This is a genomic window from Amycolatopsis cynarae (genome assembly GCF_026802195.1).
Taxonomy (GTDB): domain Bacteria; phylum Actinomycetota; class Actinomycetes; order Mycobacteriales; family Pseudonocardiaceae; genus Amycolatopsis_E; species Amycolatopsis_E rhizosphaerae.
In genome coordinates, this window is the sequence record NZ_CP113836.1 from 75374 (window position 1) to 91245 (window position 15872).

The window sequence follows — 15872 nt, forward strand, 5'->3', positions numbered from 1 at the left end:
CCGAGGGGCATGCCGCGCGGGGTCCCCTCATGGTCGAAACGGCCGTGAGGGGACCCCTCACGGCCGTGTGCGATGCCGGGATCAGGCGATGACGTCCCAGCCCTCGACCTCTTCGGGCCGGCGCGGGCCGGGGCCGACGTAGGTCGCGGACGGCCGGACGAGACGGCCGGTGCGCTTCTGCTCCAGGATGTGCGCGGCCCAGCCCGCGGTACGGGCCGAGGTGAACATCGCGGGCATCATGTGCGGCGGTACCTGGGCGAAGTCCAGGATCACCGCGGCCCAGAATTCGACGTTCGTCTCGATCGGACGGTCCGGGCGGCGCTCGCGGAGCTCGGCCAGCGCGGCCTGCTCCAGTTCGGCGGCCACCTCGTAGCGGGCGGCGCCCAGTTCCTGGCAGGTGCGGCGCAGCACGCGGGCCCGCGGGTCCTCCGCGCGGTACACGCGGTGGCCGAAGCCCATCAGCCGCTCCTTGCGGTCGAGGATGTCCTTGACCACCTTGCGCGCGTCGCCGGTGCGCTCGACGGCCTCGATCATCGGCAGCACGCGGGCGGGCGCCCCGCCGTGCAGCGGGCCGGACATGGCGCCGATCGCCCCGGACAGCGCCGCCGCCACGTCGGCCCCGGTGGAGGCGATGACGCGGGCGGTGAAGGTGGAGGCGTTGAGGCCGTGTTCGGCGGCCGACACCCAGTACGCGTCCACGGCCTTGACGTGGGCCGGGTCCGGCTCGCCGCGCCAGCGGACCATGAACCGCTCGGTGATCGTCTTCGCCTCGTCCACCCGGGACTGGGGGACGGCGGGCCTGCCGATGCCCCGCGCCGACTGCGCCACGTACGACAGGGCCATCACCGAGGCGCGGGCGAGGTTTTCGCGCGCTTCGGCGTCGCTGATGTCCAGCAGAGGCTGGTAGCCCCAGATCGGCGCGACCATCGCGAGCGCGGCCTGGACGTCCACCCGCACGTCACCGGTGTGCACGGGCAGCGGGAAGGGTTCGGCGGGCGGCAGTCCGTGGCCGAACCGGCCGTCGACCAGCAGGCCCCACACGTCGCCGAAGCTGACCTTGCCCGCCAGGTCCTCGATGTCGACGCCGCGGTACCGCAGCGCACCGCCGTCGCGATCGGGCTCGGCGATCTCGGTGCGGAAGGCCACCACGCCTTCCAGACCCGGTTTGAAGCCGTCGTCCGGTTCGGAGGCGGCCGGCTTGGTGTCTGCAACAGGCGCTGAGGTAGTCACGGTGAGACCTTTCGATGCGCGTTCCCCGACGGGTGCCCTCTGGTTCGTCCCGGGTGCGAGGGACACGCGCGAGCGCGCCTCGTCGCACGGACGAACCACACGATGCCCCTCGAACGAGCGAGGAGCAATCGAAAGAAGTGGTGGTTTCGGTCACGATTACGAGAACGATTCAGTGAACAGCCGCCTCATCGTGTAAATCCTGTGTTTCTCGCCTGGGTGTCGGTGCCGCGCCGGTGATAGACCTGCCCCATGCACCTGAGCCCCCAGGAACGGGACAAACTCCTGATCCACGTCGCCGCGGACGTGGCCCGCCGACGGCTCGAGCGAGGCGTGAAGCTGAACTACCCGGAGGCGGTGGCCCTGATCACCGACTACGTGCTGGAGGGCGCCCGCGACGGCCTCGCCGTCACCGATCTCGTCGCGGGCGGGCGCAGCGTGCTGTCCCGCGACCAGGTGCTCGAGGGGGTGCCGGAGATGGTCGATTCGGTGCAGGTCGAGGCGACCTTCCCGGACGGCACCAAGCTCGTCACCGTCCACACCCCGATCGTCTAGCGCAGGGGAAACGCACCCAACGGGAGGCCTGCCATGGTGCCTGGAGAGATCATTCCGGCGGCGGAGCCGGTCGAGCTGAACCCGGGGCGGCCGCGCATCCGGGTCCGGGTGAGCAACACCGGCGACCGTCCCGTGCAGGTCGGCTCCCACTACCACTTCGCGCAGACGAACCCCGCGCTGAAGTTCGACCGGGAGGCCGCGCGCGGGCGGCGGCTCGACATCCCGGCGGGCACCTCCGTGCGCTTCGAACCCGGTGTGGAGCGTGAGGTCGAACTGGTGCCGCTGGCGGGTAACCAGGTGGTTCCGGGACTGCGCCAGGAAGGTGACGCGTGAGCAGCATCGATCGTGAGCGTTACGTCGAGCTCTTCGGCCCGACGACCGGGGACCGCATCCGGCTCGCCGACACGGACCTGGTCATCGAGGTCACCGAGGACCGCAGCCGCGGCCCGGCCGCCGGGGACGAGGTGATCTTCGGTGGGGGCAAGGTGATCCGCGAGTCGATGGGCCAGGGCATGGCCACCCGCGCCGAGGGCGCCCCCGACCTGGTCATCACCGGTGCGGTGATCCTGGACCACTGGGGGGTGGTCAAGGCCGACGTCGGGATCCGCGACGGCCGGATCGTCGGGATCGGCAAGGCGGGGAACCCGGACACGATGGACGGGGTGGATCCGGCGCTGGTGATCGGCCCGTCCACGGAGGTGCTGGCGGGCAACGGGAAGATCCTCACCGCCGGCGGCATCGACTGCCACGTGCACTTCATCTGCCCGCAGCTGGTGGACACCGCGCTCGCGGCCGGGCTGACCACGCTGGTGGGCGGCGGGACCGGGCCGGTGGAGGGCAGCAAGGCCACCACGGTCACGCCCGGTGCGTGGAACCTGGGCCGGATGCTGCGCGCGATGGACGCGATGCCGGTCAACGTCCTGTTGCTGGGCAAGGGGAACACCGTCCGGCGCGAGGCCATCCGGGAACAGCTGGAAGCCGGCGCGGGCGGGCTGAAACTGCACGAGGACTGGGGTTCGACGCCGGCCGCGATCGACGCGGCGCTGACCGTCGCGGGTGAGTACGGCGCGCAGGTGGCGATCCACACCGACACGCTCAACGAGGCCGGTTTCGTGGAGTCCACAGTGGACGCCATCGCCGGGCGCTCGATCAACGCCTACCACACCGAAGGGGCGGGCGGCGGGCACGCGCCGGACATCATCAAGGTCGTCGGGCTGCCGAACGTGCTGCCCTCCTCGACCAACCCGACGCGGCCGCACACGGTGAACACCCTCGAAGAGCATCTGGACATGCTCGTGGTGTGCCACCACCTCAACCCGTCGGTGCCGGAGGACCTGGCGTTCGCGGAAAGCCGTATCCGGCCCACCACGATCGCCGCGGAGGACGTGCTGCACGACCTCGGCGCGATCTCCATGATCAGCTCCGACTCGCAGGCGATGGGCCGGATCGGCGAGGTGGTGATCCGGACCTGGCAGACCGCGCACGTGATGAAGCGGCGACGCGGCGCACTGCCCGGGGACGGGGCCGCCGACAACCTGCGTGCCCGGCGCTACGTGGCCAAGTACACGATCAACCCCGCGATCGCCCACGGCATGGCCGGGGAGATCGGTTCGGTCGAAGTGGGCAAGCTCGCCGATCTGGTGCTGTGGGACCCGAAGTTCTTCGGGGTGCGTCCGCACGTGGTGCTCAAGGGCGGTTTCCCGGCGTGGGCGGCGATGGGCGATGCCAACGCCTCGATCCCGACCCCGCAGCCGGTGCTCGCCCGGCCCATGTACGGCGCGCAGCCGTCGGTGGCGGCCGCGAGCAGCCTGCACTTCGTGACCGGCGCGGCGGTGCGGGCCGGGGTGGCGGACCGGTTCGGCCTGCAGCGGCGGTTGGTGGAGATCGCCGACACCCGTTCCGTCGGCAAGGCGGACATGGTGCTCAACGACGCGCTGCCCGACGTGCGGGTGGACCCGGACAGCTTCGCCGTGCACGTGGACGGCGAGCTGATCGAACCGCGGCCCGTGGGTGAGCTTCCCATGGCGCAGCGGTACTTCCTCTTCTAAAAGGACCGACCGATGGACGCTGTTTCGCTGCTGCTGGCCGACTCCCGGTTCCCGGGCGGCGGGCACGTGCACTCCGGCGGGCTGGAGGAGGTGGTGGCGCGCAAGCTGATCACCGCGGAGCGGGACCTGCCCGGCTTCCTGTACGGGCGGCTGGCCACCGCGGGGGCGCTGGCCGCGGCCTTCGCCGCGGCCGCCGCGCACGCCGCGCGGCGCGGCGTCCACAGTGGATACTGGCGGCGGCTGGACGCGGAACTCGACGCCCGCACCCCGTCACTGGCGCAGCGGGAGGCATCCCGGGCACAGGGGCGCGGCACGGCCAGGGCGGGGCGGATCGCCTGGCCCGCGGTGAACGAGCTGCTCGCGGTGACCCCGCGGCCACACCATCCGATCATCGCCGGGGCGCTGGCCGGGGCCGGAGGTGCCCTGCCGCGGGCCGCGGCACTGGCCGTGGCCTACCTGTCGGTCAGCGGACCGGCCGGCGCGGCCGTGCGCCTGCTGGGGTTCGACCCGCTCACCGTCAACGCGATGGTGGCCGGACTGGCCCCCGAACTCGAAGCGGTGGCCGACGAGGCCGCCGCGACCGCCGGTGCCGATCCGGCCGGACTGCCCGCGCCCGGTGCGCCGGCGCTCGACCTGTTCGCCGAAGCGCACCGGCGGCATCACAAGGAAGAGGTGCGTCTCTTTGCCAGCTGAAACCGGTCACGGCCACGGGCACGATCACGGTCATGGTCACGGCCACGGTCATGGTCACGTCCACCCGGTCAACTTCGACCCCACCGTCGCGGAGCCGGATCACCACGACGCCGCGCCCACGCACGGCCGCGCCTACCGCATCGGTATCGGCGGGCCGGTGGGCAGCGGGAAGACCGCACTGGTCGCCGCGTTGTGCCGGGCATTGGGCGACGAGCTGAACCTGGCCGTGGTGACGAACGACATCTACACCACCGAGGACGCCGACTTCCTGCGCAAGGCCGGGGTGCTGGCGGTCGACCGGATCGAGGCGGTGCAGACCGGGGCCTGCCCGCACACCGCCATCCGCGACGACATCACGGCGAACCTCGACGCGGTGGAACGGCTGGAAGAGCGTTTTCCCGGACTGGAACTGGTGATCATCGAGAGCGGGGGCGACAACCTGACCGCGGTGTTCAGCCGGGGCCTGGCGGACAGCCAGGTGTTCGTGGTCGACGTCGCGGGCGGCGACAAGGTGCCGCGCAAGGGCGGGCCGGGGGTGACCACGGCCGACCTCCTGGTGATCAACAAGGTGGACATCGCACAGCTGGTCGGGGCGGACCTGACCGTGATGGTCTCCGACGCGCACCGGATGCGCGGCGACCTCCCGGTCATTTCGCAGTCCCTTGTGGACACTCCCGACGCGCCGGCGGTGGCCGCCTGGGTGCGGGCGCAGCTGGCGAAGTGAAGGCCGACGCGCGGCTGGTGGCCGAGTTCCGGGACGGGCGGACCGTGCTGCGGGAGCTGAGGTCGCAGTCGCCGCTGACGCTGTTCCCCCAGCGCGGCCGGCCCGGTGCCGGGGCCGTGGTGCACCTGGTCAACTCGGCCAGTGCCCCGCTGGGCGGCGACGAGCTGACGCTGAGCGTGTCGGTCGGCGCCGGGGCGCGGCTGCGGCTTTCGGGGGTGGCGGCGACCCTGGCACTGCCGGGACCTCACGGGGGAGGCAGCCGCTCGGGTGTCCGGGTGGAGATCGAAGGCGGCGGTGTTTTCGAATACCTGCCGGAGGCCACCGTGATCACCGCGCGGGCGGAGCACACCGCCGAACTGGACGTCGTGATGGCGGGGGACGCGCGCCTGCGCACTCGTGAGGTGCTCGTGCTCGGGCGCGCGGGAGAACGGCCTGGACGGTTGCGCACCAGCCAGCGGGTGGTGCGGGACGGGGTGCCGTTGCTGCACCAGACCCTCGACATCGGGAAGCTGGACGCGAGCACGGCGTACCTGGCCGGTCGACGGGTGCTCGCCACCGAGGTGCTGGTGTGGGGCGAAGACCCGGCGGAACCGGCAGGCGGCGACTGGTGGTCGATCACCCCGCTGGCCGCGGGCGGCTCCCTGCTGACCGCGCTCGCCCACGACGCGGTGACCGCGGCCGGGGATCTCGAACTGGCCAGGAGATTTCATCCCGGTCTCGATCTGCCCGCCCGCTGATCCCGCCGAATCCTTCGGAATCGAACCGACCTGCGGTGGGGCGGCGGGGGTGGCAGGAGTCACCGCGCGGCGGGTTTCGCCGGGGGCGCGCAGGCCCTAACGTCAGTTGTCATCCAGTGTTACTCGTGCGTTCACAAGCGCGGAGGTCGGGCATATGCCGGAAGTCGACAACATCGACGACGCAGCGGTACGTCTGCCGGGCATGCGGGTCGCCTATGACGGGAAGGCGCTGGACGAGTCCGAACTCGCGCCGACCTGGACCGAACAGCTGCAGCGGTGGCTGAACGAGGCGATCGCATCCGGGCTGGCCGAACCGAACGCGATGGTGCTCGCCACCGCGGACGCGGAGGGCCGTCCGTCCTCCCGCACGGTGCTGTGCAAGGGCCTCGACGAGCGGGGCGTGGTGTTCTACACGAACTACACCTCCGCGAAGAGCCACGATCTGACGGTCACCCGGTACGCGTCGGTGACCTTCCCCTGGTATCCGCTGCACCGGCAGGTCACGGTGCGCGGCGAAGTGGAAAAGGTCGACATTTCCGAGACGGCCGCCTATTGGGCCTCGCGGCCCCGCGGGTCGCAACTGGGCGCGTGGGCTTCGCCGCAGTCGAAGGTGGTCGACGGCCGCCGCGCACTGGACAACGCGTTGAGCGCGATCGAGCGCCGGTTCGCCGACGTCGAGCAGGTCCCGTTCCCGCCGCACTGGGGCGGCTGGCGTATCCGGCCGGAGGTCGTCGAGTTCTGGCAGGGTCAGCAGAACCGGCTGCACGACCGGTTGCGCTACGTCCTGGGACACGACGGCTGGCGCATCGAGCGCGTCGCCCCCTGACCTCATCCCGCGTTTTGCCGTGAGGGACCCCCCACGGTCGAGAGGGCTGTGAGGGGACCCCTCACAGCCTTCCGCTTGGGGGAAAATCACAGGCGACCAGGTAGTTAGCTCGGCTAAGCTGCTGGGTTGTGAGTGTCGAAGCGGGGAAGCGCAGCCGGTTCGGCAAGATCGTCATCGACATCCAGCCCCTTCGGCTGCCCCCGTTCCGCCGGCTCTGGGTCGGCTCCGCGGTCACCGCGATCGGGAGCCAGCTCACCACGGTCGCCGTGCCGAAGCAGGTCTTCGACCTCACCGGCTCCTCCGGCTACGTGGGCCTGACCGGTGCCGTGGCGCTGGTGCCGCTGCTGGTGTTCGGGCTGTGGGGCGGGGCGATCGCCGACACCGTCGACCGGCGCAAGCTGTTGATCATCGGAAACGCCGGGATCGCCGTGGTGTCCGCGCTGCTGTGGCTGCAGGCCTGGCTCGGGATCGGCTCGGTCTGGCTGGTGCTCGCGCTACTGGCGTTCAACCAGGCCTTCTTCGCCATCAACATGCCCACGCGCAGTGCGATCGTGGCCCGGCTGGTGCCCGCCGCACTGCTGCCCGCGGCGACCGCGCTCAGCAGCACGATGAACATGTTCGGCACCGTGTTCGGCCCGATGGCGGCCGGTGCGCTGATGCCCGTGCTCGGCCTGCCGACCCTGTACCTGCTCGACACCGTCGCCCTGCTGCTGACCCTCTACACCGTCTGGCGGCTGCCCGCGCTCCCGCCGCTGTCCGGGCAGGTCCGCCGGGCCGGGCTGCGCGACGTGCTCGACGGGTTCCGCTACATGGGCGCACAGAAGGTGCTGCTGGCCAGTTTCGTGGTGGACGTCATCGCGATGGTCGCGGGCATGCCGCGGGCGCTGTTTCCCGAGATGGCCGAGCGCACCTTCGGTGATCCGCACGGCGGCGGGCTCGCCCTGGGCTGGTTGTTCGCGGCGATCCCGATCGGCTCGGTGCTGATCGGGCTGACCTCGGGCTGGCTGGGCCACGTGCGCAGGCAGGGCAGGGCGGTGGTGCTCGCGATCTGCGTCTGGGGTGCGGCGATCATCGGTTTCGGGCTGGCGGGTTCGCGGTGGCTCGCGGTGCTGTTCCTGGCGATCGGCGGCGCGGCGGACATGGTCAGCGCGGTCTTCCGGCAGTCCATCCTGCAGGCCGCCGCGACCGACGAGATGCGGGGCCGCATGCAGGGCGCGTTCACCGTGGTGGTCGCGGGCGGGCCGCGGATCGCGGATCTGGCGCACGGCTGGACCGCGGCCGGGATCGGTACGGCCGCGGCGGCTTCCGGGGGCGGGGTGCTGGTCATCGTGCTGATCGCGGTGGCCGTCGTGCTGCTGCCCGCGTTCTGGCGTTACCGCGCCGGCGCCGTGGTCGAGTAGCCGCGTTTCGCGGACGCGGGGCCGCCGGATGGGGCACGATGTCGCCATGGCAGATGGGATCTCCGTCGACACCGCGGACCTGGCGCGTTACCACTCGCGGGCCGGAGCGCTTTCGGACGAGATCGTCGGCGCCGCGAAGAGCCACCTCGCCGGAAACCTCACGTTGCCCGGCAACGTCTTCGGCGACCTGGGGCACGAGAGCGGCTTGCAGGCCCACCTGGGCGACCACCTCGACCGGATGCACTCGCACGTGCACTCCGTGGCGGGTGGTCTGCACGACCTGGGCCAGTCGGTGCACACCGCCAAGGGGGACTACGAGGCCGACGAACAGCTGTTCGGCGACCAGTTCCGCCGGATTCTGGGCTGAAGGGGAGCGGGTGGCGATCGACCTGGCGCCGTACGAGGCGCCGATCAAGGAGGCCGCGGACAAGCTCGAGGGGGACACCGCCGCCGCCGGAAAGGCGCAGACGGACCTGGACTCGCTGTCGCAGAAGCTGGCCGAGTACGGCACGCGGCACCAGACGGAGGCGGCGAGCCTGCAGGGCAACTGGGTGGGCGACCGTGGTGACCTGTTCGGGGTCAAGGCCAAGGAGCACACCCAGTCGCTCGACGACGCGGCGATTTGGGCATCGAAAACGGCCCAGACCATCGGGGACGCGACGAGCCTGGTGAAGAACGCGCAGCAGCAGGTGCAGGCGCTGCTCACCGAGTTCGACGCGGACGCGCGCACGCTGGTGAGCGCGGCGGCGAGCAGCAGTGACCCGGGTGCGGAGATGCAGGCCCGCGCGGTGCTCGCGGGCATGTCGGCCCGCTACGCCAAGGAAGCGGCCGCCATCGTCGACGCGGCCAAGGGCCGTCTGCGGGATCTGATGTCCGGAATGGACTCCACCGTGCCTTCTTCGGCCCCCCCGGCCGGTCCGCTGGGAACCCGTGCCGGCGGCGGGTACAGCGGCGGCGGTGGTGGTGGCGGCGGCGGGTACGGCGGTGGGGGCGGCACCGTCGCTTCGAGCGGGCCACCGATGACCTTCCCGCCGTCGGACCAGTATGGCAGCGGCACGCAGGTCAAGCTGCCCGGTGGCCAGACGGTGAACGCGCCGAACGAGCGTGCCGCGATCGCGGTGCGCGCCGCGCTGTCCCGGCTCGGGCTGCCGTACGTGTGGGGCGGCACGGACCCCAACCGCGGCATGGATTGCAGCGGGTTGACGCAGTGGGCGTACAGCCAGGCCGGGATCAAACTGCCGCGGACCGCGGCGACGCAGACCGTCGGGCAGAAGGTGGACATCAACGACATCCAGCCCGGCGACCTGATCATCTGGAGCGGTCACGTCGCGATGTACATCGGCAACGGGCAGATGGTCGAGGAACCGCACACCGGGTCGGTCTGCCACGTGGTTCCCTTGCGCACCAGCAACGCGGGCGAGCCGTTGCTCGGCGTCTTCCGGCCCGCGGCCTGAGGCGATGTGCTGGACAACCTGCGCGGCGAACCATGGCAGACCGTAGTGCTGGGCGAAGCTCTCCCACACTCGCGGCCGGTTCTCTGAAGCGGGGGCCGTGGGCGAGGTGCCAGGAACAAAATCCCGGACCCTGCCTTACCGTCGTTGAGGTGCGGGTGGTCGCAATTGTCAAATCCTGATCGTGGGTGTTCAGAGTGTCCGTAGCCACTGGCCGAGGACGGCGAAGTCGTCGACCGTGAGACCGCGGGACGGCGCGACGTGGTGGAGAAGGGCTGGGCCGTGATGGTGCGTGGGCACCCAATCCCGATCGGCATCGGTGATCTCATCGTCGACCCAGATGAATGGTCGTCCGTCCGCCCACTCCACCAGGGTCCGGGTCTTCCAGTGCAGACCGAACCATTGGTCTTCGTGTTCGTGCTCGGTGGAGGGCTCCGGCCAGTTCACGACCGACAAGGCAGGTAGCCCTAACCGGGGTGCTATCTCCGTGTTCGCGTCCTGTTCCCAGGTGGTGGCCCAGATCAGTTCACACCCCAACGCGGCCAGCCGAGGCCCCAGTTGGGGGTTGAGTCGCTCCAGGTGCGAATCCGCCACGACACCGGGTAGTTCGCGCTGCGTGTCGTCGCCGAACGGCAGCAGCGTTCCGTCAACATCGAGGAACAGCAGCGGGCGTTGCTCGTGCGGGGTCACGCTGCGGTGACCTCGTCGCGCTCGATCAGGACACCACGCTCGAAGCGGGCTCCGGCGCGCACGAACGCGACCAGGTGGGGGGCGTTGACCGCGCGCCGGCGGATTTGGGCTGACTCGATGAGCTTGAATGCCATGGCCAGCCCAGCCGCCCGGGAACCAGGTCCCTTGGTGACCTTCGTCCGATGGCGCACCGTCGCGAACGTGGACTCGATCGGATTCGTGGTGCGCAAGTGAATCCAGTTCTCCATCGGGTAGTCGTAGAACGCCGGCAGTTCGTTGACCAGCGAGCGGAGCTCCGCCCGCTGGTGACCCACGTTCGGGAACCCGCTCCCGACGGCGTAACGCGCGATGAGCCGAAAACGGTGACGGCAAACGTGCGAACACCGTGCCTCCGGAGACCCCTCCGGTGCTAGCGCAGAGCGGCGGCCATCCATTCGCGGATTGCCGTCGCCTGGTCCGGGTCCGGCTTGGGCATACCGTTGATCGTCGCCAGCAGGGACTGGTACCTGGCCAGCAGCTTCAGGCCGGTCGACTTGGCCCGCCACTGCGCCGCCTTACCGTTCTGGTCGAACTCGACGATGCTGCGGCGGGCCCGGTCGGGGTCGTGCTCCCCGGTCAGGGCGGCGGTGAACTCTGCGGCGTCGGCAGCCACACGCTCGGCGATGTCCCTGGCCTGCCGCGAATCCGCGGGCACGCCGGCCTGCTGCGCCGCCCGCGCCTCCAGGAGGAGCTTCCGATGCCTCTCCGCGCGGGCCATCATCTCCGGCGTGGCCATCAGCTTGCCCTTTTCGGTACCGAAGGCGTGCCGGAAGAAGGCCCGCACCGCTGTGCGGAACTCCTCGTCCTGCACGATCTCGCCGAGTTCGATCCAGGCCTCGAGCTGCTCGGTGGACGGCTCCTCGGGCAGGCGCGGCCGCCGGCTGTGCAGCCGGTCGGGATCGCTGGGGTGGACGTCCAGGCCCTCGGTCACGAAGTCCCAGAACTGGTTGATGAGCCGGTCACGGTCGTCGTCGGACATCGACACGAGCTTGTGTATCAGGCTCACCTGTTCTGTTGTGGTGCGTTGCCGCACGATGGTCCGCAGCACTGCCCGGCGCGCCCGGAACTGCCGCAGCTGGTCCTCGACCAGCCGCAGATGCGTGGCGGCCAGGTCGTGCAGGGTGGTCTCCGCGGCCAGCACCTGGCGGATGTCGTCCAGGCCGGCACCCAGGTCCCGCAGGGTGCGCACGAGTTCGAGCCGGGCGATCGCGTGCACGTCGTACTGCCGGAAGCCGCCCTCGGTGAGGCCGGTGGGCGTGACGACGCCCTCGTCGGCGTAGAACCTGATCGCGCTCACGCTCAGGCCGGTGCGGCGAGCGACGTCCCCGATGGAGTAGAGCTCATTCATACCCGCCACTATGCGATCTCAAGTGACTTGAGAGTCAAGGAATGAACCGCCCTGGGCTCGGTTCTGCGTTCTCGGCTTGGAAACCAAGTGGATGGTCCTGACCACCGGTCTCGGGTTCCCCGCCCTGGATCCGGCACAGGCCCGGGGAGTGGGGTGTGGACGGCGGGTGAAGTGTGGACCATGGTGGAAGTGGTGGGCCGGATCGAGTGTGTCGCCCATGTCCTGGCCAGATCGATGATCGCGTCGTACTCTCCCGAGCCGCGGATCCAGGTGTTCACGGCAGTGCGCTTCAGGCCGGGCGAGCCGCTGCTCGGCGTCGTCCGGCCCGCGGCCTGAGGCGATGGTTTCTGCCGAGGGACTGAGCTGGACGGTGGTGCGGGGGCCGTGGGCGAGGTGCCAGGGGCAAATCCCGGCACCCCGCCTCACCGCGCTACAGGACGGTCAGGTCGACGGCGTCGGCCATCGCCTGATAACCGGCGTCGTTGAGGTGCAGGTGGTCGCCGGAGTCGTGGGCCGGATCGAGTGCGCCGCCCATGGCCCGGGCCAGATCGATGATCGCGTCGTACTCTCCCGAGCCGCGGATCCAGGTGTTCACGGCAGTGCGCTTCGCCTCGCTGCGTGGCGTGGAGAACCCTGAGCCCCGTATCGGCAGCAGCGTCGCTCCGACGACCCGCAGGCCGGCCGCGTGGGCTCGCCGGATCATGTCCCGGTGCCCGTCGATCACCTTCTCGGCCGGGACCTCGGTGTACGGCGCGAGGACCGGGAACGGCGAGTCCGTCGCCATCTCGCTGATCCCGATGTCGTTGATTCCGGCGAGGATCAGGACAGTCCGCACCCCCGGCTGAGCCAGCACATCGCGGTCGAACCGGGCGGTGGCCCGCTCGCCCAGCCAGGCCGAGTCGACCGTGACGCGGTTTCCCCCGATCCCCAGGTTCAGCACCGCGCGCGGCCTGCCCGAGGCCACCAGCCGTCGCGCGAGCAGGTCGGGGAAGCGGTGGTCGCTGTCCGGGGTGCTGCCGGTTCCGTCGATGAGCGAGTCACCGAGCACCACGATGCCGTTGCTGCCTGCTCCGGTCACCTCGACGCCGCTGAGGAAGTACCAGGACTGCGAGGTCTCGGTGAAGGCCGTGCCGTCCGCGTCCGCGCGGTGGTCGCCCACCGCGCGGTAGGTCGTCGCCAGTGCCTGGGAGTGGTAGGTCGCGGGCCCGGACGGCTCGGCCAGGTGTGTCGTGATGGTCAGCGGGTCGAGCGCGCCGAGGGGAAACGGGACCTCGTCGGTGGTCAGGTCGGTGCCCACCGGGACGGTGAAGGCCGGTTTCCCGTCCACGGTCAGCTCGCGCAGGGTTTCCGGCTTGATCGCGGCCGCGCCCGCCGTGCCGGCGACGGTGAGGCCCGCGATCCGCAGCGGAGTGTCACCGTAGCGATTGGACAGCCGCACTCTCAGTGCCGCGCCGCCGACGCTGAGGCGGACGTTCTGGCGGAGGGTCTGGTCGGCGAATCCCGCTTCGGACCAGTTCGGCGCGAAGCCCGTGCCCGGTCGTTGCGGCGAGGCGGTCCACGCGGCGGTCCAGTCGTGTTTCTGCCTGCTCATGCGAAGAACCCGACCACCTTGCGGATGCGGTCCCCGGAGAATTCCACCGCGTCGTAACCGGTGGCGACGGTACCGAGATTCCAGGTGAACAGCGCATGGTCGTGGTGGGTGCCGAGCACGGTGTCCAGAGTGAACCGCAGGTCCCCGAATTTCTGGTGGGCGCGGCCGATCGCCGCGGACAGTTCGGCGTGTCCGCGCAGGCCCGCGTAGTCCGGGTCGGCGTAGACCGAGTCCTCGGTGAGGACGGAGGACATCAGTTCCTCCCTGGCGCCGGGGTCCCGTTCGTTCCAGATGTCGAGGTAGGCGAGGATCAGTTCGTTGGTGTTCACTTCGCGACTCCTTCCATTGTGGACGTTTGTGATGCTTGCCCGGTCGTTTTGAGGACAAGAGCGATCAGGCCGCCGGCGACGGTGAGGGCCGCGGCGGTCCAGCCGGCGACGTGCAGGCCACCGAGCAGGCGGGGTGAGCCCGTGGTGAGCGCGACGAAGACCGCGAGGCCGATCGCGCCACCGATTTCCTTGGCGCTGCTGGCGATTCCGGAGGCGACACCCTGTTCTTCCGGTGCGATGCCGGAACCCGCGGAGGCGAACAGCGCGACGAACGCGATGCCGCCGCCCAGGCCCCAGACGATGCTGCCGGGCAGCAGGGTCCAGAAGCCACCGCCGGGTGTGGTGCCCGCGACCATGACGGCGATGCCCGCACCGGTCGCGGTCATCGCGACGGCGAGTGTGGTGCGGATCCCCCAGCGGCCCAGCAGCGCGGGGGTGAGCTTGACCGCGGCGAACATGCAGACGAGCGTGAGCGGCAGGAACGTCAGGCCGGCCTCCAGCGAGCTGTACCCAAGGACAGGCTGCAGGTAGGAGGTGAGGACGTAGTAGCCGCCGCCGAGCGTGCCCTGGAAGATCGCGATCACGATCATGGTGGTGGCCAGGTTCCGGCTCTTCGCGAGCCGCAGCGGGATCAGTGGATCACGGGTGCGGGCCTCTACCACCAGCAGCAGCGCGAGCAGCACGATCCCGGCGGCCAGCGCCCCGATGCTGCCCGCGGACAGCCATCCGGCGTCCGGGCCGACCGCCAGGCCGAGCACGAGCAGCGCCGAGCCAGCGGTCGCCAGCACGGCACCGGGCAGGTCGAAACTGCCGGAGCTGCGGTCCGGGTCGGCGGGCAGCAGCGCGGGCGCGGCCAAGGCGCAACCCAGCGCCAGCGGCACGTTGACGAAGAACACCCACTCCCAGCCCAGGTAGTTCGTCAGCACACCACCCAGCAGTGATCCCGCGGCCAGCCCGGCGCTGCCCGCCATGCCCCATGCGCCCAGCGCCCGGTTGCGGGCCGGGCCCTCGGCGAATCCCCGGTAGATGAGCGTGAGCGTGGCCGGGGTCAGCAGCGCCCCGCCCGCGCCCTGTACCGCACGGGCCGCGATCAGCAGCCCGGAGCCTGGTGCCAGGCCGCCCGCCAGCGAGGCGACCCCGTACAGCGCCAGCCCGGTGACGAACATCCGGCGTGGTCCCAGCCGGTCCACGGCTCGCCCGCCGAACAGCAGCAGGCCGCCGAGCCCGACGGAGTAGGCGCTCACCACCCACTGCGCGGACTGCGGGCTGAAGCCCAGCGCCTTCCCGATGTCGGGTAGCGCCACGTAAACGATGTTGTAGTCGAGAGCCACGATGAGCTGGGTCAATGCCAGCAGGCCGAGGCGAAGTCTTTCCGTTGTCACAAGCCCCCGCTTCTGCGTGCCGTCCAATTACTGCACGGCGTTCAGAGTTAGCACGGGTTAGACTAGACCAACGCTGTAGAGTGTCAAGGGTGAGTGGGCAGACCATCAGCCGTCGCGACCGGTTACGGGCGCAGACCAGCGCCGAGATCAAGGCGATCGCCCTGAAGTTGATGGCGGACGGCGGCCCCGACGCCATCTCGCTGCGGGCCATCGCCCGTGAGATGGGCATGACGGCCGGCGCGATCTACAGCTACTTCGCGACCCGCGACGACCTGGTCACCACGCTCATCGGCGACGTCTACAGCTCGGCTGTGACCGCGGCCGAGTCCGCGCGTGACGCGGTACCGGACAGTGACCCCGGCGGCCGGATCCTGGCTTGGGCACAGGCCATGCGCGAATGGGCCGTCGCCAATCCCGAAGGCTTCCGGCTGATCTACGGCGACCCGGTGCCGGGGTACCGTCCGCCGGAGGACGGCCCGGGCAAGCAGGCCGAACTTCGCGCCTGCTCCGGTCTCATCGCTCTCGTGGCCGACGCCTGGCCGGCGGCCCGCGCGCTGCACGGCGACCGCGAGTACCGCTGGGCCGACTTCGACGCGGACCTGGTCGCCCACGTCCGGGCGGACTTCCCGGACCTCCCGCCTGCCGCGGTGGCACTGACCTTGCGGGTGTGGGGCCGTATGCACGGCCTCACCGCGTTGGAGATCTACGGTCACCTGCGTGCGCTCACGCACGATCCCGGGTCCGTCTACCTCGACGAGATGCGCGACCTCATCGCCTCGCTCGGTCTTGGCCCGAAATCGGGAAGGCAGCCCGCGGTGAAGGGCTAAGGTTT

The 15872-nt window shown here is 70.6% G+C and carries 18 protein-coding genes and 1 pseudogene; 12 read left to right on the forward strand and 7 right to left on the reverse strand.

The genetic code is table 11. The features are described from left to right. Positions 1–81: 81 nt before the first annotated feature. Positions 82–1230, reverse strand: a complete 1149-nt coding sequence (locus ORV05_RS00380; protein WP_268756446.1) for a citrate synthase 2 — start codon at positions 1228–1230, stop codon at positions 82–84. A gap of 249 nt (positions 1231–1479) precedes the next feature. Between ORV05_RS00380 and ORV05_RS00385 the strand changes: the two genes are divergently transcribed. The 10 genes from ORV05_RS00385 (at position 1480) to ORV05_RS00430 (ending at position 9664) form a co-directional block, all read left to right on the forward strand. After that, positions 1480–1782 (forward strand): urease subunit gamma, encoded by a 303-nt coding sequence (locus ORV05_RS00385; RefSeq protein ID WP_268756447.1) that lies wholly within the window; start codon positions 1480–1482, stop codon positions 1780–1782. Positions 1783–1815: 33 nt separating this feature from the next. Continuing rightward, entirely contained in the window at positions 1816–2115 is a 300-nt protein-coding gene (locus ORV05_RS00390) for an urease subunit beta (protein WP_268756448.1), read from the forward strand. Continuing rightward, positions 2112–3830: an urease subunit alpha gene (locus ORV05_RS00395; RefSeq protein WP_268756449.1), complete on the forward strand. Its 1719-nt coding sequence runs from the start codon at positions 2112–2114 to the stop codon at positions 3828–3830. Before ORV05_RS00390 ends, ORV05_RS00395 begins: the two co-directional genes overlap by 4 nt. A gap of 12 nt (positions 3831–3842) precedes the next feature. After that, a complete protein-coding gene (locus ORV05_RS00400; protein ID WP_268756450.1) occupies positions 3843–4523 on the forward strand; it encodes an urease accessory protein UreF in 681 nt (226 codons plus the stop codon). Then, positions 4513–5247: an urease accessory protein UreG gene (gene ureG, locus ORV05_RS00405; protein WP_268756451.1), complete on the forward strand. Its 735-nt coding sequence runs from the start codon at positions 4513–4515 to the stop codon at positions 5245–5247. Before ORV05_RS00400 ends, ureG begins: the two co-directional genes overlap by 11 nt. After that, positions 5244–5984 (forward strand): urease accessory protein UreD, encoded by a 741-nt coding sequence (locus tag ORV05_RS00410; protein WP_268756452.1) that lies wholly within the window; start codon positions 5244–5246, stop codon positions 5982–5984. The genes ureG and ORV05_RS00410 overlap by 4 nt, the downstream gene beginning before the upstream one ends. A gap of 154 nt (positions 5985–6138) precedes the next feature. Next, positions 6139–6810: a pyridoxamine 5'-phosphate oxidase gene (gene pdxH, locus ORV05_RS00415; protein ID WP_268756453.1), complete on the forward strand. Its 672-nt coding sequence runs from the start codon at positions 6139–6141 to the stop codon at positions 6808–6810. A 128-nt stretch (positions 6811–6938) separates the two neighbouring features. Further along, positions 6939–8210: an MFS transporter gene (locus ORV05_RS00420; RefSeq protein WP_268756454.1), complete on the forward strand. Its 1272-nt coding sequence runs from the start codon at positions 6939–6941 to the stop codon at positions 8208–8210. A gap of 46 nt (positions 8211–8256) precedes the next feature. After that, positions 8257–8577 carry a hypothetical protein gene (locus ORV05_RS00425; RefSeq protein ID WP_268756455.1) on the forward strand — a complete coding sequence of 107 codons (321 nt, stop codon included), beginning with the start codon at positions 8257–8259 and terminating at the stop codon, positions 8575–8577. Between the two features lie 10 nt (positions 8578–8587). Further along, on the forward strand, positions 8588–9664 hold the full coding sequence (locus ORV05_RS00430) for a C40 family peptidase (protein ID WP_268756456.1): 1077 nt from the start codon (positions 8588–8590) through the stop codon (positions 9662–9664). 189 nt (positions 9665–9853) lie between these two features. Here the strand turns inward: ORV05_RS00430 and ORV05_RS00435 are convergent, their stop codons facing one another. The 3 genes and pseudogenes from ORV05_RS00435 to ORV05_RS00445 all read right to left on the reverse strand — a co-directional run bounded on the left by ORV05_RS00435 (position 9854) and on the right by ORV05_RS00445 (position 11738). Continuing rightward, entirely contained in the window at positions 9854–10351 is a 498-nt protein-coding gene (locus tag ORV05_RS00435; protein ID WP_268756457.1) for an HAD domain-containing protein, read from the reverse strand. Continuing rightward, positions 10348–10614: pseudogene (locus ORV05_RS00440) on the reverse strand (IS256 family transposase); the annotation flags it as partial. The pseudogene ORV05_RS00440 and the gene ORV05_RS00435, both read right to left, overlap by 4 nt. A gap of 146 nt (positions 10615–10760) precedes the next feature. Next, on the reverse strand, positions 10761–11738 hold the full coding sequence (locus tag ORV05_RS00445) for a MerR family transcriptional regulator (protein ID WP_268756458.1): 978 nt from the start codon (positions 11736–11738) through the stop codon (positions 10761–10763). A 180-nt stretch (positions 11739–11918) separates the two neighbouring features. Between ORV05_RS00445 and ORV05_RS00450 the strand changes: the two genes are divergently transcribed. Further along, positions 11919–12074, forward strand: a complete 156-nt coding sequence (locus tag ORV05_RS00450; RefSeq protein WP_268756459.1) for a hypothetical protein — start codon at positions 11919–11921, stop codon at positions 12072–12074. 94 nt (positions 12075–12168) lie between these two features. On the opposite strand, the gene ORV05_RS00455 is transcribed toward ORV05_RS00450, so the two are convergent. Genes ORV05_RS00455 through ORV05_RS00465 form a run of 3 tightly spaced genes read right to left on the reverse strand, consistent with a single transcriptional unit; the run spans position 12169 to position 15040 of the window. After that, a complete protein-coding gene (locus ORV05_RS00455; RefSeq protein WP_268756460.1) occupies positions 12169–13329 on the reverse strand; it encodes an SGNH/GDSL hydrolase family protein in 1161 nt (386 codons plus the stop codon). Beyond that, a complete protein-coding gene (locus tag ORV05_RS00460) occupies positions 13326–13658 on the reverse strand; it encodes a nuclear transport factor 2 family protein (protein WP_268756461.1) in 333 nt (110 codons plus the stop codon). Before ORV05_RS00460 ends, ORV05_RS00455 begins: the two co-directional genes overlap by 4 nt. Continuing rightward, the gene (locus tag ORV05_RS00465) at positions 13655–15040 is read right to left on the reverse strand and encodes an MFS transporter (protein WP_268756462.1); all 1386 of its coding nucleotides are present in this window, start codon (positions 15038–15040) and stop codon (positions 13655–13657) included. Before ORV05_RS00465 ends, ORV05_RS00460 begins: the two co-directional genes overlap by 4 nt. Before the next feature lie 89 nt (positions 15041–15129). Here ORV05_RS00465 and ORV05_RS00470 point away from each other — a divergent pair, with 89 nt between their 5' ends. Beyond that, positions 15130–15867 (forward strand): TetR/AcrR family transcriptional regulator, encoded by a 738-nt coding sequence (locus ORV05_RS00470; RefSeq protein ID WP_268756463.1) that lies wholly within the window; start codon positions 15130–15132, stop codon positions 15865–15867. Positions 15868–15872 lie beyond the last annotated feature (5 nt).